This is a genomic window from Sphingomonas sp. TZW2008 (assembly GCF_002117915.1).
GTDB lineage: Bacteria > Pseudomonadota > Alphaproteobacteria > Sphingomonadales > Sphingomonadaceae > Sphingomonas.
In genome coordinates this window covers 39,317-58,002 of record NZ_BDJB01000016.1, presented here as the reverse complement: position 1 = coordinate 58,002, position 18,686 = coordinate 39,317, and the positions used below count along the sequence as shown (strand labels likewise).

Genomic DNA, 18,686 nt, shown 5'->3' with positions numbered 1-18,686 from the left:
GCGCCGTCGCCGGCCTCGCCCGCTCCCCCCTCGACCAGCGCCAGGTCATAGTCGGGGATCGTGTCGGTCCCCGCGATCTGCTTCAGCGCGTTGCGGAAATTGGCGAGCGGGTTCTGGTAGCCGATCTGCAGCCGAAACGTCGCCAGATCGACCTCGAACCGCTCCCCGGCCCCCTCGAGCCCCCCCTCCGAGCCCTCCCCAAGCCCACCATTACCCCCCGCAACCGCCCCCCCGGCGCGCGCCACCTCGTAGATCCGCCGCTCGATTGGCCCCAGTTGAAAATACGCCGCGGCATAGTCGAGCACTTGCCGGTCGCGCAGGATCGCGCGGTACAGCCAGTCGCACAGCCGTACCTTGACCGCCTTCAGCCGCTTCTCGCCCGTCTTGGTCTTGGAATAGTGCAGCCGCGCTTCGGACAGCCACGAGAAGAAACCTTCCTCACCTTCACCGCCCGCCTCGATATTGGTCTTGATCTGCGTCCCCTGCAGCCGCTCGAGCGCCTCCGACAATCGCTGGTACGACCGCGCCGAATGGTTCGCCCCCGTCACCGAGAACAGATCGTGCGCGGTGAAGACGAAGTCCTGTGCGACATCTTCACCCGCCTCGAGCTTTGCTGCCATGAGACTGGCGATATAGAGCACGATCTCCTTGTCGTAGATCGTCGCGACGCCGTTCGCCGACGGCCGCACCTCGATCGATACCGGCCCGTGGTTGTACGCGAGTGGCTTCATCCACGCGCTCTTCGCCAGCGCGAAGAAGGGAAACGCCATCAGCGACCGCTCGCCACGGATCTCGCCCATCAGCGGGCTGTCGAGCTGGAACAGATCGCGCTGCGACACCTCGCGACGCCGCGGCGCCACGGCCTTCTGCGGCGGCTTTGCAGGGGTCTCGCCAGCAGTCGGGGCTGGGGCTGGGGAGGAAGCTTCGGTGGGCGGCTTGGACGGCGTTTGGGGCATGTTGGATTTCCTACTCGAAAGCACGAACTTTGGGGAGCCAGAGCCCCCCGTATGAGGGGCAGCGCCCATCAGCCGCAGTACAATTCGTGCTTTCGAGTAGGAAATCACTAGTCCCACCGGAAAGTGCTAATCAATCGACATGACGACGTGTCGACAGCCATCTCACGCGTTGAGGGCCTGCCGCAAGGGTATGAGGCGATGGCATCATTGGGCTGCGGCACTTGGTACTGGCATCAGGCATGACGGCATCATAGCCGCACGTAAGATCGGTTCCTGAGGATGGATAAGGATGCTCGACGCAGGCAGCCCTTAGTGAGGCGTGTCCTGCTCTCGCCCATTTGACGGCTACGCATCGGTTGGGCGCGGTTTCGGGGCGTCCCACACCAAGCGTACGCCGGCGCCCGGAACGCACAAGGCAACCATCCGTTGCACGGCCCCGTTCGTGGGAGTGTAGCATGCGTACTGATAACCAGTTCGATCCGATCTTCGGCCAAGCGCCGCGCGCGGGTATTAATGGTGCCAACGCCGATGGAAACGGCAGAAGCGATAGCGGTAACGACACCAACGGCCGCGGCTTCCTGTACGACGGCTGGTCGTATCAGCCGCTGCCGCCCGCACGCGATGATCGGCCACGCCTACTGCCGCCCGTGGTGCGCTGACGTCCGCACGATGTCGTACTGTCGATCCGTCGACACTGCGACACGTGACGTCAGATCAGCACCCGCTCGACCTCGTCGAGCGTTACTTCGTCCGAGCGGCGATCATAGAGCTGCGTCGTGCGTGTCGAAACGTGGTTTGCCATTGCCGCAGCGCGCTCGAGCGTTCCGCCGTTCTTGAGATAGGCGGTGATCCCGGTCGCGCGGAACGAATGGTTGCCGATCTGCGTCGCGATCCCAGCCGCAGCCGCGCGCCGGCGCACCATTTGATACGCGCTGGCCTGGGGCAGGGGGGTTTGGCTGAGCCGCCCGGTGCCGCGCCCGATCGTGCGGAACAGCGGCCCGCGCCGATCCTCCGCCAGCCCGCAACCGTCGATATAGGCGTGGAGATATTCGTCGAGATTGTGGTGGCACGGCATCTCGTGCCGCTTGCCGCCCTTCTCGTGCAGCCGCACCCACAGGCGCCGGTTCTGCACGAACACGTCCTCGACGCGCATCGCCAACGCCGCGCCGATGCGGGCGAAGGAATAGACCATCAGCCCGATCAGCGCGCGATCACGCAGGCCGATTTCGGTCGATACATCGATCGCATCGATCAGCTGGCGTGCCTCGGCCGGATCGAGCACCGGCGTCTTGCCGCGCCGCACGCTGTACGCCGGGCCGCGCACCGATACCGCCGGGTTGGTCGGCACGACCTGCGATCGCACCAGCCAGTCGAACAGATGCCGCACCCCAGCGAGCCGCTGCTTGACCGTTGGCACCGCCACGTCGCGCCCGAGCGCCTCGATCCACGCCGCAACATGCAGCGGCTGGATCGCGGGAAGAGCGGTGACGCCGCGCTCAGCGCACCAATCGAGAAAGTCGACCACCCCGCGCGCATAGGCCCGCCGCGTATGCGGATTGCGGATCGTCGCGGCGAAGAATTCGAGGAAATGCCGCTGCGCCTGCGCATCCGCCCCAGCCACGATCGTCGGCAGCGACAGGGCGAGGGGGGGCAGAGCAACGAGCGTCATCCCGCTAGCGTAGCATGACGATCGGGGTCGTGAATCCCTGTCAATACGTCCACTATGGAGTTATTCTTTTGTCGACACGTCGACAGTCCTACATGTCATCGCATAGAGTTCTTCAACATCGTCAATATCGCCCAGCTAACAAGCCATTAACCCTGCTCCACTAGCTTTTGCGCAAGGGCTCGGCCTGCAGATGGGGGCAAGGGTGGATCACGCAACGACGGCCAAAGTAACGGTTTTACGGCTAGATCTGTTTACTTGGCTCGGCATCGTTGTCGGCATTGCCATGCCGATCCTCTCGGCAGTGCTTTATCCGGTTTACATGTATCAGATGCAGCCGGCCTGGGCGGAATGGACGCGGCTGATGGAGCTGCCGTTCGTCGCCTGCGAGCTAGCGATCATCCACGTCGCGATCGCACGCGGCTATCATGACGGTTCGATCTGGCGAATGCTCCCCCGCGACATCAAGATCGCGTTAGTACTGCTCGGCATCGGCCTCACGACGAGCAGCGTGTTCGTGTCGCGCAACGTGCCGGCGTCGATCACGCTTTCGATCATCACGCTCATCCACCTGCGCTTTGCCGCAGCGATGTTTTTTCTCGCGCAGCGGGAGCGCGCAGCTCGCCTTGAATCATTTTTTCTGTGGCTGGGTGTCGGCCTGGTCGCACTGACACTGCTGACGGCGTTAAAATTCCACTTCCCGCCACCCGAATCAGCAGTGCCAGGCGGTCAAATCCACTGGCCGTCGGCGCTGCCCGGCTTCATCAACGTGCGACATTTCGGCTCCTGGACCGGCGCGATCGCTGCCGGACTGATGGTTGCGCTGCTTTACGGCCGGCAGAAGGAACGCGGCACTACACAGCTATTCTATCTTCTTGCGACCGGGCTGACATGCTGGTCGGGCACCCGTGCGGCGATCCTAGCGATGGGCATGGTAGCGGTGATAGCCCTCGCGAGCATGCGGCGCCTGCCGAACGGACGGTCGCTGACCCAAATCGCTGGCCTGAGCGCGCTAGCGCTGTTTGGCGCAGTATTGCTGTCGCCCGATTTGCCCGAATTCGCCTTGTTCCTGCGCGATAACCTGCAAAGCGCCGACGCGATCACCTCAGGACGTACGCGGCTGTGGCACGACACTTTCTATCGCTGGCTCGACTCACCGATTTTCGGCTGGGGCTCGGGATCGACCTTCTGGGAGGTCAATATCGGCTGGTCGCACACCCAGCCGCACAATGCGGTGCTGCAATTCCTCATCTCCTGGGGCGTCGTTGGCGCCGCGGGTGGGCTGTGGCTGCTCGGCCGCGCGATCGTCGCGATCCATCCCACCGGTATGGGCGACGAACGCCTGCGCCCGTTAGCCGGCATGACCTATTCGCTGCTGTTCATGAGCCTGCTCGAAGGGATGCTGCACTATCCGCGCTTCATCATGGCCATCATGATCGGCTTTGCGGTACTACTTGCCGCGCGGCAGCAGGAAGGCGCGATGGGCCGCCATTCCGCACTGGACGATTGACCCGCCGCCCACGTGCCGCTGATCGACGCGCTGACTCACCGCGCCCGCACTGATTCAGACAATCCGTCGGACAGCGCGCGCGCGGGCGCGTAGGTGAAGGGGGACGATGCCGATCCGCCCCGATCACCGCTGGCTCTACCCGATCGACTGGCGCGAGCTGTCGGCGCTGGTGCGCTTTTCCCGCGCGCGTGGCTGCTGCGAGCGGTGCGGGCGGCCGCACGGGCAGGTGGTGGCGCACCTGGGCGACGGGCGCTGGTGGGATGCGGCGCGCGGCTGCTGGCGCGACGCGCGCGGCCGGCGCACCCGCGTCGCGCCTAATCGCCAGCTGCGGCTCGCCGTGCACGCCGGCGAGCCGACGGCGACGACGACCCAGGTCGTACTGGCGACCGCGCACCTCGATCACGATCCCGGCAATAATCACCCGCGCAACCTCGCCGCCTTGTGCCAGCGCTGCCACCTGGCGCACGACCGCGCCGAGCACCGCCGGCGCCGCTGGACGACGCTGTTCCGTCGCCGCGCGCTGGGGGATCTGTTCCTCGGCGCATATCGATAACGCCCATTCCGGCACGACCAGTCGTTTTCTACTATCGACAGGTCGATCGGCGTCGCGCAGGGAAGCTGCTGATCTAGGGGGGATTTCATGCGTCGTAATGGTGGGCTGCGTGGGCGGCAGGTACGTCGTCTTGCGCTGGGAACGAGTGCGCTGACGCTGGGGATCATGTTGGCGGGGCCCGCCGCGGCGGACTGCACCCCCGATCCCGCCGTCGCCGGCGGCACGGTCAATTGCACCGGCAGCGACGCCGACGGACTGACCGTCGCGACCGACAATACCACCGTCGTCGTCGCGCGCGGCGCGAGCGTGCAGCCGGGCGCCGCCACGGCGGCGATCACCACGCGCGGCCAGGGCAATACGCTGCGCGTCCTGGGATTGGTCGACGGTGGTGCTGCTAAACCCGGCGTGTTCGTGACGACGGGCGATCCGCGCACCGAAGTCTGCACCGATCCCTATGCCGGCGCGTCGGTCAATTATTGCGTCCCTGGCGCGACGTACACGATTTACCCCTCGTCGAGCGCGGCGATCAACGTCACGGCGGGCGGCACCGTCTCGGGTGCCCAGGGCATTCTCGTGCGCCGCAGCCCCGCCAACACCGCCGGCTTCGTCGGCGCGACGATCACCAATGCCGGGACGATCGCGGGCACTGCGGGCGAGGCGATCCTCGCCGACCAGACCGGTTTTGGCGGCTTGTCGGTATACAATCGCGCCGGCGGGCGGATCACCGGCGGGATCGCGGGTACCGTCTCCTACATCGACAATGCCGGCACGATCGACGGCACGAGCCGAGCGGCGATCGCCTCGACGCAGGCGGGGCTCAACATTGTCAACACCGGCTCGATCGTGTCGAGCGGCACGCCCGCGACGGTCAGCGGCGGCGGCTTCGTCACGATCAGCAATGCGGCGGGCGCGACGATCGGCGGCAGCGCGACCGCGATCCGCACCACCGGCACGCTCAACCTCACCAACGCCGGGACGATCAACGGATCGGTCGTCTCGACCGCGCCATCGGGGCAGGGTAGCACGATCGACACGCGCAGCGGCACGATCAACGGCAGCCTCGCGCTCGGCGCGGGCGACGACACGCTGCGCGCGCGGTTCGACGCGGCGAGCGGGCGCGTCTCCTCGATCACCGGCGCGATCGACGGCGGCGCGGGCACCGACACGCTGGCGATCGGCATCGATGCGGACACGACGATCACGCGTACCGTGCTGCCGACCAATTTCGAGCTGCTCGGGCTCGACCTGTCGAACAACGCCACCGCGACGCTCGCCACCGGCTTCACCACGGGCAATGGCGTCGCGCTGTCGGGCAGCGGTACCGTGGTCAACGAAACCGCGCTGGTGACGGGCGGGCCGGCGGTGACGACCGGTTTCAGCGGCTTCGGGCTCACCTTCGACAACCGTGGCACGATCACCGCGACGTTCGCCAACGCCGGCCCCGCGACGACCGGCCAGTTCGCGGTCGGATCGCCCGATACGGTGACGAACAGCGGCACGATCACGTCGCTCGGCGGCGCGGGCGTGCGTGCGTTCCGGCAGCTGACCAACAGCGGCAGCATCACCGCGAGCGGCACCGCCGCGTCGGTCGACAGCTTCGGCGCGTTCAACAACAGCGGCACGATCCGCTCGACCGGCGGGATCGGCGCCAGCCTCTACGCCGGCAGCGCGACGACCTCGACCAACAGCGGCACGATCGCGGGCGCGACCACCGGCGTCGCACTGCTCGGCGGACGGCTGACCAACAGCGGGACGATCACCGGTGGCACCACCGGCGTGACGCTGAGCGGCGCGACGCTCAACAACGCGGCGGGCGGTCGGATCAGCGGCGGCACGCTGGCGATCGCCAGCAGCGGCAGTTCGGGCCGCATCGTCAACGCCGGGACGATCGTCGGCAGCGTCGATCTCACCTCGCCCTTTTTCTACGATTTCGGCAACGACGTGTTCGTCGACGACGGTGGCAGCGTTGCGGGCGCGATCCGGCTGGGCGGCGGCAACGACGAACTGGTGGTGACACTGGGCGGCGATCCCGCGCGTCCGCTTGCCGGGGCGACCGGCGGGGTCGATGCCGGTGACGGCTACGACACGCTGCGCACCCGCGTCACCGCCGATGGCAGCGCGACGCTCGCGCTCACCGGCGGGTTCGAGGCGCTCGCCTACGAACTGTCGAACGATGCCGCGCTGACGCTGACCGCGCCGCAGCCGATCGCGACCTCGATCGGGCTCGCCGGCAACGGCAGCGTGACGCTGAACGGGGCGATCTCGACCGCCGATCGCACGCTCGTCGACGCGACGATCCTCACCATCGCGCAGCTGACCGAGGGGCTCACCGGGCCGGCGCGCGACCTTGCGATCGTCAACAACGGCGATCTGTCGTTGACCGTCGGGTCGCAGAGTTTCTCCTACGGCCTCGCCGCGATCCTCGGCGGCACCGCCGATCTCACGAACAACGGCACGATCAGCGTCATCAACACGCCGGGCAGCTATTATCCCGCCACGGCCATCCTCACGGCTGACACGCTTGCCAACAACGGCACGATTGCCGTCAGGGGCGGCGGCATCGCAGTGAGCGGCGTGCGCGATGTGATCAATACGGGCACGATCACGGCGGCTGGGGTCAGTGCGACCGGACTGGCGAACCTGGTCACGCTTGCGAACAGCGGAACGATTCGCGCCGTAGGCACCGCGGTGCAGAGCGGGTTCGGCAACAGCACGATCACCAACAGCGGCACGATCGAGAGCACGCGCGGCACCGCGATCGTCGGCGGCAGTACCGGCACGATCGTCAACGAGGCGGGCGGGACGATCCGCGGCGTCACCGCGGTCCAGCTGGGTGGCGGCGCGCTAATCAACCGCGGCGCGATCGCAGGTAACGTATCGGCTTTTGCCTTCTCCTACGGTTCGACGACGTACATCGCCGATGGTGGGACGATCACCGGGAATCTCACGTTCGGTGACGGCCGGGACACGGTCGTCGCCTTCGGCGAGACGACCGGCGTCAGCGGCACGGTCGACGGCGGGGCGGGGATCGATACGCTGATCCAGGCGCGCCGGACGAGCGGCACCGTCACGCTCGGCGCGCTTGCCGTCACTAATTTCGAGGTCGAGGGCGTGCGTGCGCTCGGCAGCGACACGGTGGTGACGATCGCCGCGCCCACGCCGTTCGCGCGCGATCTCGCGCTGTCGGGCGACGGCACGATCGTCAACACCGCGGCGATCACCGGCGCGGTGCTCGCCTATCCCACCTATGGCAGCGACCCGACCGTCGTCGGCCTCACCACGCCGATCGCGCTCGAGAACCAGGGCACGATCGACGGCGGCGTCGAAGGCCGGGTGCGGAGCCTCGTCAACACGGGCACGATCGGCAGCGCGAGCCTCGCCGGCCAGGCGGTGAGCCTCGACACGATCGATACGCTCGCGTTCGACAATGGCGGCACGATCGCCAACGATCGCGAGCAGACCGCTGTTTCGCTGCAGGGCTATGACGCCAGTGCGATCACCGCCGCCAACAGCGGCGCGATCGACGGCGGCATCTCGGTCGGGCTCCAGCAAATCCACAGCTTCCCACCGGTCGAGACGGCACCCGCGTCGCTCACCGCCGCGCTCACCAACAGCGGCACGATCACCAACGGTGAGAACGCGGTGGCGATCACCGTCGACGTGTCGAACGGCGGCACGGGCAAGGTGACGCTCGCCAACAGCGGCACGATCACCGCGACCGACGAAGCGGCGCTCGGCGCGTACGTCGAACTCTACGGCTATTCGGGCGCGGCCGGCAGCGGCACGATCGGCGTCGCCAACACGGGCACGATCAGTGCCAACGGCGGCGGGACGGTCGACAGCTTCACCTTCCCCGATGGCGAGACGATCAGCTTCAGCGATCCCGCCGCGGCGCTGTGGCTGAGCGGGCGCAACGCCGCGGGCGTCACCGCCAGCGTTGCCAACGATGGCACGATCGAGGCGACGGGCGCGCGCTCGGTCGCGTTGATCGCGCTCGACGCCGCGCTCGACCTCACCAACACGGGCACGATCCGCGGCGGCGCGGGCACCATCCTGGCGGCGGACGACCAGCTCGGCGCGATCGCCGGGGCGCCCTATCTCGCCGGCGCGGTCCAGACGACCGGAACGGGCAGCGACCGCATCGTCAACACCGGCACGATCATCGGCTCGATCGCGCTCGGCGCGGGCGACGACCGGATTGAGAACAGCGGCCGGATCGCGGGCGACGTGTTCCTCGGGTTGGGCGACGATACTTTCGTGCAGCGCGCCAGCGCAGGTCTGGAGGGCACGGTCGACGCCGGGCTCGGCAGCGACAGCCTCATCATCGACGCAACCGGCGGCGGCGCGGTCAACGGTGACCAGTTCGTCAATTTCGAACGCTTCGCGCAGATCGGCGAAGGCAGTGTCGCCTATTCGGGTAATTTTCGCTTCGACACGATCGGCGTGATGGGCGGCACGATCAGCGTCGCCGCGGGGCAGACGCTGAGCAGCGCGGGGGCGATCACCGTCACCGGCAGCGACGCCGACGAGACGCTCGACAATCGCGGCACGATCACCGGCGGGGTCGATCTCGCCGGCGGCAACGACCGCGTCGACAATCGTGGGACGATCGGCGGCGCGGTGCTGCTGGGCAGCGGTAACGACGTGTTCGTCGACTATGCCGGCAGCAGCGCGGGGCCGGTCGACGGCGGCACGGGGAGCGACCTCTACCGCGTCGTGCTAGCGGGCGACCGCAGCGGGATCGGCCAGCGCAGCGGGTTCGAACAGCTGGCGGTGGAGGGCAACGGCACGCTGTCGCTCGCGCTCGACCAGTCGTTCGAGCAGATCGCGCTCGCCGGCAGCGGGCTCACCCTCGCGCTCGGCGGGTTCACCGTCGGCCAGGTGACCGGCAGCGACGCACGCGAGACGCTGGCGGTCGACGGCGATCTCGCCGCGGTTTCGCTCGGCGGCGGCGACGATACGCTGGCGCTGGGCGCAGGCCGCGCGGGCGGCAGCTATGCCGGCGGCGCGGGCAGCGACACGCTGGCCTTCACCGCGAGCGGCCCGGTGCTGCTCGCCGGCACCGCGACCGGCTTCGAGCAGGTATCGCTCGCCGGCGGCGCGCTGACGATCGCGGGCACGCTCGGCAGCAATGGCGCGGGCCTCGCGTTCGGTGACGGCGCGCAGGCGCTGACCGTCGCGCCGGGCGGCACGCTTGCCGGGGCGATCGATCTCGGCGCGGGCGACGACAGCCTGCGGCTCGCGGCGGGCGGCATTCTCGCCGGCACCGTTGCGGGCGGCGCGGGCACCGACAATGCGACGCTCGAACTCGCCGGCGATCGCACGCTCGCCGGCGGCACGCTGACCGGCTTCGAGCTGCTCACGACCGAGGGCAGCGGCACGCTGACGCTCGCCGGGACGCAAGGCTATCAGCGCATCGTCGCGGGCACCGATCTCACCGTCGGCACCGGCGCGTCGCTCACCGCGGGCCAGGTCCAGTTCGGTGCGCGTGACGATCGCTTCACGATCGCGGGCAATTTCGCCGGCAATGCCGATGGCGGCGCGGGCAGCGACACGATCGCCTTTGCCGATACCGTCCCCGTCACGATCGGCGGCGCGATCACCGGGTTCGAGCGGCTTGCGCTCGCCGGCAACGCGCTGACGGTAACGGGCACGCTGGGCACGACGGGCACCACGCTCGCCTTTAGTGACGGCGCGCAGGCGCTGACGGTCGCATCGGGCGGCACGCTTGCCGGCACGATCGATCTCGGCAGCGGGGACGGCACGCTGCGGCTCGCCGCGGGCAGCATCCTCAACGGCACCGTGCTCGGCGGCGCAGGCACCGACAGCGCGACGCTCGCGCTCGCCGGCAACCGCACGCTCGCGGGCGACCAGCTCGCCGGTTTCGAACTGCTCGCGACCGAGGGCAGCGGCACGCTGACCCTTACGGGGACGCAGACCTATCAGCGCATCGTCGCGGGCACCGATCTCGCAATCGATAGCGGCGCGTCGCTCACCGCGGGTCAGGTCCAGTTCGGCGCGCGCGACGATCGCTTCACGGTCGCGGGCCGCTTCGCCGGCAACGCCGATGGCGGCGCGGGCAGCGATACGCTGGCGTTCACCGGCACCACGCCCGTCACGCTCGGCGGCATCGTCACCGGGTTCGAGCAGGTGGCGCTCGCGGGCGGCGCGCTGACGATCACCGGCACGCTCGGCACGCCGGGCGCCGCGCTCGGCTTCGGCGACGGCACGCAGGCGCTGACGATCGCCAATGGCGGCACGCTCGCCGGCGCGGTCGATCTCGGCGCAGGCGACGACAGCTTGCGGCTCGCAGCGGGCAGCACGCTCGCCGGCACCGTCGCTGGCGGCGCGGGCACCGACGCCGCGACGCTCGAACTCGCCGGCAACCGCACGCTCGCGAGCGGCACGCTCACTGGCTTCGAGCTACTCGCGACCGAGGGCAGCGGCACGCTGACGCTCGCCGGTACGCAAGGCTATCAGCGCATCACCGCGGGTACCGACCTTGCCCTCGGCGCGGACGCCGCGCTCACCGCCGGCCAGGTCCAGTTCGGCGCACGCGACGATCGCTTCACGATCGCCGGCGGTTTCGCCGGCAGCGTCGACGGCGGTGCAGGGACTGACACGATCGCGGTGTCGGGCGGCAGCGCCACGGCGCCGGTGGCCTTCGCCGGCATCACCAACGTCGAACGCTACGCGCAGAGTGGCGGGTTCGCGACGCTGTCGGGCACGGTCGCGCTTGGCATTGTCGACATGTCGGGTGGTCGACTTGTCGGCCTGGCTGGCTCGACGCTGACGGCCAGCCAGATCACCGTCGCCCAAGGTGCGACCTTCGGCTCGGCGGGCAGTGTCACCGGCAACCTCGCGGTCGCCGGCACGCTCAGTCCGGGTGCGACTGGCGTCGGTACGATGAGCGTCACCGGCAACGTCGCGCTCGGTGCGGGCTCGCTGTCGCTGTTCGAGGTCGCTCCCACGGGCGCGGACCGGCTGCAGGTGACGGGCGCGGTGACGATCGCCTCGGGCGCGACGCTGCAGCTCGCCCCGCTCGGCACGATCCGCCCCGGCACGTCGTACGATCTGGTGGTGGCGAGCGGCGGGATCACCGGCAGCTATACGACGGTGGTGAAGCCCGACAGCCTGTTCGGCTTCGTCGTCCAGCGCGCCGATCGCATCCAGCTGCTCGGCCAGTTCCTCGGCGGCGCGGGCTTCACCCCGCAGGTCGCGCGCTCGATCGCTTATGCCAATACCACGCTGCCGGCGCAGCCAGCGACGAGCACGCTGTTCGCCGCGCTGCCCGCGCTGCTCAATGCCGACGGCACGTCGAACGCGCGCGCCTTCGCGCAGCTGACGCCCGAGCCCTATGCCTCAGCGACGCAGGCGGGGGTCGACAATGCGCTGACGCTCGCCGGCGCGGCGCGCGGCCCCGCCTTCGCCACACTGCGCGAGGATCCGGGGCTGTTCACCTTCGGCCAGGGCGTCGGCCAGTGGCACACGCTCGGCACCGACCAGGCGGAGGGCACGGCCAAGGCGCGCACGCGCGGCTACGGCTTCCTCGGCGGGATCGGCTATGGCGACACGAGCTTCGCGGTCGGCGCGTTCGGCGGCTATCTCGACACGCGGCAGACGATCGGCGCGCTGGGGGCGGAGACCGAGAGCGACGGCTTCGTCGCGGGCGTGCACGCGCGCTACGCCGCGAACGGCTTCGGGCTCACCGCCTCGGTGCTGTACGACGGCGGCGAAGCGCGCACCACGCGCGCGCTGCCGGGCACCGCGCGCGCGATCGGCAGCTACGATCTTCATAGCTGGGTCGCGGATCTCTCGGTCAGCTACGCGCTCGACATGGGCGCCGAATGGTCGCTGAGGCCGCGCGCCGGGGTCACCTATCTGCGCACCACGCGCGATGGCGTGACCGAGACCGGCGGGGCGTTCGCGCTCAATGTCGCACGCGACCGCCACGTCGCGGGCTTCGTCGACGGCGGCGTGATGCTGGCGCGCAGCGACGCTTCGAGTGCGCCGTTCCGGCCGTTCGTCGCGCTCGGCGCGCGCTACCAGATCGAGGGGCGCCGCACTGACGCGCTGGCGAGCTACGCCGGCGGGCCACTCGGGCTCTCCGCGATCGGCGCCGCCCGCGCGCGGCTCGTCGGCACCGCCTCGGCTGGGATCAGCTATCGCCTGACCGGCGGGCTCGACCTGTTCAGCACCGCCTCCGCCCAAACCGGCCGCGACGACCACCAGGAGACGATCACCACCGGCCTGCGACTTCGGTTTTGATCGTGGCAGAGGCGCGCGTTGGCGACGTGTCGTGCTGTCGACACATCGCCAGTCGGGCGTCACTTGGTGTATCGCAACCGACCGTTTTAGAGCCACCTCATACAGCCGTATCGAATATTAATGTAGCAGTGCTTCCGATACACCGTATAATCCGTGACAGGTTTTCGATACACGGGAGGTCTGTCTGGGTCGAACATTTGGTTATCTCCGCGTTTCTCGATCTGATCTCACCGCTGAAAACCAGCGCCTCGAGTTCGAGGCCGCGGGCTTCGCGATCGACAAGCGACGGATTGTCTCGGAAACGATTTCTGGCGCCGTAGCCGCATTCGAAAGGCCCGAGTTCCGGCGGCTGGTCGACCGGCTTGAGGACGGGGATCGCATCGCGGTTACAAAGCTTGATCGTCTCGGACGCAATGCGTCCGATGTCAGGACCACAGTTGACGCGCTAGCGACAATCGGTGTTGGCGTACACTGCCTCGCATTGGGCGGGCTGGACCTGACCAGTGCCGCTGGCCGTATGACGATGACCGTGATTGCGGCGGTCGGCGAGATGGAGCGCGATCTGCTGATTGAGCGTACGCAGGCGGGATTGGCGCGTGCCAAGTCCGAAGGAAAAGTGCTCGGCCGTCGGCCGTCCCTCAACCCCGAACAAAGGAAGGAGATCCTGGCCGCTCGTGCAGCGGGTACTTCCTTAGGGGTGTTGGCAAAGCAGTACAGCGTGTCCCGCGCCGCAATTCAAAGAGTGGAGAAGGCGGCGCGGACAGGGTGATTATTCCGGGTCGACGGAAAGCTCGCTGTCGACGGTGATTAGAACCAGCTGCGGCGTGAGAACGCGCGCATACTTCCCACCAGCCTCGCATAGTTCTTTGAGCAGACGGTCGGCGGGTTATCGACCAAGCTTGAAAGACATCGTGTAGACGGGACGCCTGGTCATGGTCTGGCCACCATCGCAGGACTGAAAAATAGTAGCGAGTTGAAACTCCGTCGACCGTCCTTGTTCTGATTTCCGTAGTTCCGGGCAGCATGGCTGCTTCGTCATGCAGACCACGATGTCATCCTCAAAGCAGCGTTCGGTCAGGTGCCTTCGGGCAGGCGTGGTGCGTTGGCGCGAACCGACACGGCGGTTCAGCCGAGGCGCTATTACAGCTACCTCCAGGCGCTGCTCAACGCATCCGATGGTTCGCTTCGCCGCCTGATCGAACGGCTCTCCATCGTTTTCCTGGCCAAGCTCAGGGCGGCCCGAGCGCTTCCTGCCGATGCTCGGCGCCTAAGGCCTTGTGGATCGTATTGTCAGCCTGCGGGACGCCCGCGATCTCAAGTTGTTCATCGACCTGATCTCCGCACGCGGCCCCGATCGGGCGGCGATGATTACCGCGTTCGAGACCCACAAGCGCCAGTTGCGCGAAGTGGCGAGGCTTGGTCGCTCAAGACGTCTTTTCCGCGCATCCGATCCCCGGCTGCGCGACGTACCTGCCAATCAGTTCTGGCCAAGAACTGCGTGATGTCGCTCACCAATTTCGCAACTGTGCGCGCGTCTACATCGCTGACGTGCTCGACAACCTGTGCGCATTCGGGATCTTTGAGCTTGAAGGACATGACCGCGCGGTTGTGCATCTTCAGCGTGATCCTGGGAGGTGGAGCTTGCAGGGGCTGCATGGCCCATCCAACCTCGCCGTCTCGCGCGAGCTTCGCGGGCGGGCTGAAGCGTATCTCGAGCAGCACGGGATCCTCATCCGCCGGCGATTGCATGCCGCGTCGAAGTACGATCCGGTGCGCCGATTGTCGCGTTACTACTCGTTCGCGGACGATGAGGATTGATAAGTAAACCGGTATGCCAAAAGCGCCATCATCGCGGGTTGCAACGCCCTCAGACGCGCAACGCATGATTTGGTTTGATAAAGGACATTATCACATGCAGGTTATGCCTTATTCACTGGTTTGTGAGTCACGGCCGCGGTCGTGTGCCCGCTGTGCGTGCCTGGCCGTCAGCGACCGCGAATGGTGAAATCGCGTTCGCGCGAGGATTATAGTAGCGATCGATCCGGTTGCGGATGCGGGATTGGACTCGATTGGCAACGCGGCTTTGGATGCGGCCTGTGGGCTGAATGCTCGATGGCGCATCATCGCGGGTCTGGCGTACCCCGATCTGGCCGCTTCCTATACGGGCGGTGCCGCCATTCTGGTCATCGCGAACCTGGGCACCCGCTGATGTTGCAAGCAGCAAAGCCAGCCCGATCAGCGTCGGCATGTATAATTGCACTCTCGTTCCTCTTTGCGTCCAATCACTGCAATGGTACAAGCTGGACTTGATTGATCTGACCCGACACGCCCGAAATCTGATAGGAAGGCCGCGCAACTAAGGCCAATGTTTGCGGTGAACAGCCCGCTGGCACAACGAACTGCCCGGTGAACGTGCCGTTATTCCGGCGTGAAGAGGGTATGATCACCCGACCTAGTTCGCGACGTCCCGGGCAGCTCAGCACCCAATAGGGCAAGGCGCTGTCCGGTTGTTCAATTCCGCTGCTGTGACCGGTCAATCGATAAGTGCCAGGCAGCAACAACTGGAGTTGCTGAAGCAGCATGCCGCCGTTGCCCGACGATACAGCGAAATCGAATACCCCGCCCTTTGTGCCACGCTGTATTGACGTGGACATGCCGCTTTCATTCGCCGTTACCCAGTCGAATAACGATGGGTGATCGAGATTGGCCGTGAATTGCGGATCGCGCGAGCGACCCCGATCGGCATTGGGGCGCATGGCTGCATAATATTGCCATGCTGCCGCGATTGACCCACTACCGATCAGCCGATTAATGACAACAGCTGTGGCTTCAGGTGTTACCGTTACGCCAAGATGGTTGATCCGACGCAGTAGATCAGCAACGGCCTTTGGATCATTACCACTGGCTGCGACGTACGCCACAAAAGCAGGTGCCCAGATCGGCTTGCGCGCGAGCGTCGCAACTGCGCCATCGCGCACTGTCGCATCGGAAATTGCGTTTGCGAGCGGCGGAAACAGGATATCGGGCGTCTTCTTGGACGTGCGCAACGCAACATCATATTGGCGAAGCACGCTTGGCACGTCGTTCCGCGCCACAGCGTCCTCGATTGCCCACAAACGCGTCAAAATATGCCGACGTGACAAACGATCTGCATAGGCGAACAGGCGACGAGCGCCTGGGACATTGCCACGCTCCTGCGCCTGAAATCCCAAAGCTGCGACAGCCTTAACCGTTGTCGGATCCTGCTGCAGCGCTTGCCGAGCTAGCCGGGCAATGGCCGGTTGCGCAGCCTTCGCCTGATCGTCGATATACCGCTTTTCTACCAGTTCTGCGGTAATCATCCCGTTGCCAGGTGCCTGTCGATGGGCAAGTGCCGGACGGGTCTTTTGCGTGACAAATGCCATGCTGTGGCTGGTGCCAACGTAGCCAAGCACCGCCGTCATTAGCGCCAGGCCACCGTGCACGACCCATTGTGCCGGTGTGCGACGTCCGGCTGACCGACGCCCAGCCATGGCTTAACCGGCCGCCTCGTTGCCGCGTTCCCGGCCGTAGCCATAGCCATATTCATAGCCATAGCCGAGATTTGCCTTGCGCGCCTCGAACTTTGTCAGAACGCCGCCCAGAACATGCGCGTTTGCACTGGTAAGCCGACTCAGAGCGGTTTTCACCAGCGTTGCACGAATGCCGTGGGATTCGACGGCATAGATGACACCTTCAACCTGACTTGCGATCAGCGGCGCATCGGCAAGGCCCATGACCGGCGGTGAATCGATCACCACGTGGTCAAAGTTTTGCAGCAACTGCTCTATCAACAGCGACAATCGATTGCCGGTCAGTAGCTCCGCCGCATTTGGCGGAATCGGGCCAGCCGACATCGCGGTCAGGCCAAGATCCTTCATCTGGAAGGTCAAAGAGGCGATGTCATTCTCGCCGGACAGGAAGTTGCTGAGGCCGCGATCATGATCAACGCCGCCTAGGTGATGCACCGACGGCGAGCGCATGTCACCATCGACCAGGATGACCCGACGTTGTGCACGCGCGAGCATGGTGGCGAGCGCAAGGGCGGTGGTTGACTTGCCCTCCGCAGGTCGCGTCGATGTCACCGCAAAGGAGCGTGGCACACCGTGTTGCGTCGTGAATGCCAGGTTGGTCTGCACCGCAAGATAGGCGTCGACCAGTTCGGATTTGCGATCCTGCAACGCTTCCTTGGGCGTTGCCCCCTCCACCTTGGGTACCGAGCCAAGTAGCGGCAGACCGAGGCGCCGTTCAACCTCGGCCGGGTCCGCGATCGCCTCGTCGATCTGCTCAAGCCCTAAGGCCAGCGCCGTGCCAAGAACAAGCCCGGCAAGAATGGCCGCGGCGAGATTGAGAAGGAGCCGAGGGCTCGACGGCTTTTGCGGCGCGTCGGCCGGATCAACAATCGACACATTGTTGACGCCTACACCGCCCGCAACCCCGATTTCCTTGAAGCGCTGGAGCAGGCCATCATACAGGGCGCGGTTCGTGTCCACTTCCTGCTGATAGATATTATATTGGATCGAGCGTCGCCGCAGATCGAGATAGCTCTCTTTCAGCTGGTTGACCTTGCTCTGCAGTGCACGTTCGCGCTCCACCGCCTCGCGATAATCCGCCTGAAGCGATCCAGAAACTCGGCCTTCCTCGCGCGCGATTGACCGATCAAGCTGGTTAATCTGTGACTGGATAGCTTGGGCGGCAGGATAGCCTGGTTCGAAACGAACCATCAGTTGCTGATATTCCGCCGCCAACTCTGCGCGGCGTTGGCGCAGGTTGTTGATGGCAACATTACGCAACGCCTCGGTTGACGCACCGCTGCGCCCCGCCTGCTGATAACGCGCCTCGGCCTGGATACGGTCTGCGGTTGCCTGCGACAGCGAGGCATTCAACGCGGCAAGGTCATCAGCAACGATCGACCGTTCGGACGTAGTACGGTTGTCCCCAGTCGTTTGCGAAGGAAGGTTAATGATCTGCTGGGCAGAAGCATAACCGACAAGCTGACGCTGCGATTCATCGAGGCGATTCTTATATTCGGCAAGCTGACGCTGAAGCAGATCGCGGCCATAGGACGTGGCCTGCACCTTGCGTTCTAGATTGGTCTGGATGAAATTCTCGGCCCAAGCATTGGCAACCTTGGCCGAAAATGCCGCATCAGGGCTCGTGAAGCGGATATCGACCAAGCGCGAGAGGCGTGTTGGGTCAACACCAAGGTTCTTCAGAAGGACTTCACCCGCGGCACGCTGACGCGCTGCGCGGCCAGCAGCAGGATAGCGGCCATTGACCTGCTGAAACGCTGGCTGATCGCTCGACTTGCCGAACATGGCAAAGAATTCAGGACTATCGACCAGCCGCAGCTGCGCGGCTACCCGCTCTGACAGCGAGCGCGACCGGAGCAGCCCATATTGCGTCTGGTAAAACTCCTGATCCGCGACGCTCGCTTCGCGTTCTACCCCTTGAAAGTTTGTGACCTTATCCGCTTCACGCGAGATTTCGATGGTAGAGGTCGCCGTATATTTGGGCGTCATCAGCAGTGTGATGATCAGCCCCAAGAGAACGCAGGCCACTACTGAACCGATGATGACATAACGTCGGCGCAGGGCGATCCGCAGGTATTGGCGCAGGATCGGCATCGACTCGGTCACAACGCCTGATCCGTTAACCGGCGTGGCACCACCAGCAGAAATGCCACCACGCGGTTGGGGCGAAAGCAAGTTCATG

The 18,686-nt window shown here is 66.1% G+C and carries 12 protein-coding genes; 7 read left to right on the top strand and 5 right to left on the bottom strand.

The genetic code is table 11. The annotated features are described in order from the left end of the window. Window positions 1–800, bottom strand: an 800-nt coding sequence (locus B7L05_RS16525) for a replication initiator protein A (RefSeq protein WP_256926811.1), incomplete at its 3' end; no start/stop codon positions are given. Window positions 801–1,411: 611 nt separating this feature from the next. On the opposite strand from B7L05_RS16525, the gene B7L05_RS16520 reads away from it, so the two are divergent. Continuing rightward, window positions 1,412–1,615 carry a hypothetical protein gene (locus tag B7L05_RS16520; protein ID WP_085811379.1) on the top strand — a complete coding sequence of 68 codons (204 nt, stop codon included), beginning with the start codon at window positions 1,412–1,414 and terminating at the stop codon, window positions 1,613–1,615. Window positions 1,616–1,665: 50 nt separating this feature from the next. Here the strand turns inward: B7L05_RS16520 and B7L05_RS16515 are convergent, their stop codons facing one another. Then, window positions 1,666–2,625 carry a tyrosine-type recombinase/integrase gene (locus B7L05_RS16515; protein WP_085811378.1) on the bottom strand — a complete coding sequence of 320 codons (960 nt, stop codon included), beginning with the start codon at window positions 2,623–2,625 and terminating at the stop codon, window positions 1,666–1,668. A 283-nt stretch (window positions 2,626–2,908) separates the two neighbouring features. Between B7L05_RS16515 and B7L05_RS16510 the strand changes: the two genes are divergently transcribed. From B7L05_RS16510 to B7L05_RS17270, 6 genes are all read left to right on the top strand, one after another. Then, window positions 2,909–4,132 carry an O-antigen ligase gene (locus B7L05_RS16510; RefSeq protein ID WP_085811377.1) on the top strand — a complete coding sequence of 408 codons (1,224 nt, stop codon included), beginning with the start codon at window positions 2,909–2,911 and terminating at the stop codon, window positions 4,130–4,132. A gap of 106 nt (window positions 4,133–4,238) precedes the next feature. Further along, window positions 4,239–4,685: a hypothetical protein gene (locus B7L05_RS16505; protein WP_085811376.1), complete on the top strand. Its 447-nt coding sequence runs from the start codon at window positions 4,239–4,241 to the stop codon at window positions 4,683–4,685. Window positions 4,686–4,772: 87 nt separating this feature from the next. Then, window positions 4,773–12,953, top strand: coding sequence for an S-layer family protein (locus B7L05_RS16500; protein WP_144037360.1), 8,181 nt, complete (start codon window positions 4,773–4,775; stop codon window positions 12,951–12,953). 184 nt (window positions 12,954–13,137) lie between these two features. Further along, the gene (locus tag B7L05_RS16495; protein WP_085811374.1) at window positions 13,138–13,722 is read left to right on the top strand and encodes a recombinase family protein; all 585 of its coding nucleotides are present in this window, start codon (window positions 13,138–13,140) and stop codon (window positions 13,720–13,722) included. Window positions 13,723–14,230: 508 nt separating this feature from the next. Then, complete coding sequence (locus tag B7L05_RS17275) at window positions 14,231–14,455, top strand: hypothetical protein (RefSeq protein ID WP_144037359.1); 225 nt, start codon at window positions 14,231–14,233, stop codon at window positions 14,453–14,455. Between the two features lie 46 nt (window positions 14,456–14,501). After that, a complete protein-coding gene (locus B7L05_RS17270) occupies window positions 14,502–14,771 on the top strand; it encodes a hypothetical protein (RefSeq protein ID WP_144037358.1) in 270 nt (89 codons plus the stop codon). 127 nt (window positions 14,772–14,898) lie between these two features. On the opposite strand, the gene B7L05_RS17265 is transcribed toward B7L05_RS17270, so the two are convergent. The 3 genes from B7L05_RS17265 to B7L05_RS16485 all read right to left on the bottom strand — a co-directional run bounded on the left by B7L05_RS17265 (window position 14,899) and on the right by B7L05_RS16485 (window position 18,685). Further along, a complete protein-coding gene (locus B7L05_RS17265; RefSeq protein ID WP_144037357.1) occupies window positions 14,899–15,201 on the bottom strand; it encodes a hypothetical protein in 303 nt (100 codons plus the stop codon). 34 nt (window positions 15,202–15,235) lie between these two features. Further along, window positions 15,236–16,396, bottom strand: coding sequence for a hypothetical protein (locus tag B7L05_RS17260; protein ID WP_144037356.1), 1,161 nt, complete (start codon window positions 16,394–16,396; stop codon window positions 15,236–15,238). Window positions 16,397–16,468: 72 nt separating this feature from the next. Further along, on the bottom strand, window positions 16,469–18,685 hold the full coding sequence (locus tag B7L05_RS16485) for a GumC family protein (protein ID WP_085811390.1): 2,217 nt from the start codon (window positions 18,683–18,685) through the stop codon (window positions 16,469–16,471). Window position 18,686: the final 1 nt, after the last annotated feature.

What these genes read in the sequence shown, in the direction of transcription:
- B7L05_RS16520 (WP_085811379.1), top strand. Translation starts at nt 1,412, where the DNA reads ATGCGTACTGATAACCAGTTCGATCCGATCTTCGGCCAAGCGCCGCGC.
- B7L05_RS16515 (WP_085811378.1), bottom strand. Translation starts at nt 2,625, where the DNA reads ATGACGCTCGTTGCTCTGCCCCCCCTCGCCCTGTCGCTGCCGACGATC.
- B7L05_RS16510 (WP_085811377.1), top strand. Translation starts at nt 2,909, where the DNA reads ATGCCGATCCTCTCGGCAGTGCTTTATCCGGTTTACATGTATCAGATG.
- B7L05_RS16505 (WP_085811376.1), top strand. Translation starts at nt 4,239, where the DNA reads ATGCCGATCCGCCCCGATCACCGCTGGCTCTACCCGATCGACTGGCGC.
- B7L05_RS16500 (WP_144037360.1), top strand. Translation starts at nt 4,773, where the DNA reads ATGCGTCGTAATGGTGGGCTGCGTGGGCGGCAGGTACGTCGTCTTGCG.
- B7L05_RS17265 (WP_144037357.1), bottom strand. Translation starts at nt 15,201, where the DNA reads ATGCCGACGCTGATCGGGCTGGCTTTGCTGCTTGCAACATCAGCGGGT.
- B7L05_RS17260 (WP_144037356.1), bottom strand. Translation starts at nt 16,396, where the DNA reads ATGACGGCGGTGCTTGGCTACGTTGGCACCAGCCACAGCATGGCATTT.
- B7L05_RS16485 (WP_085811390.1), bottom strand. Translation starts at nt 18,685, where the DNA reads ATGAACTTGCTTTCGCCCCAACCGCGTGGTGGCATTTCTGCTGGTGGT.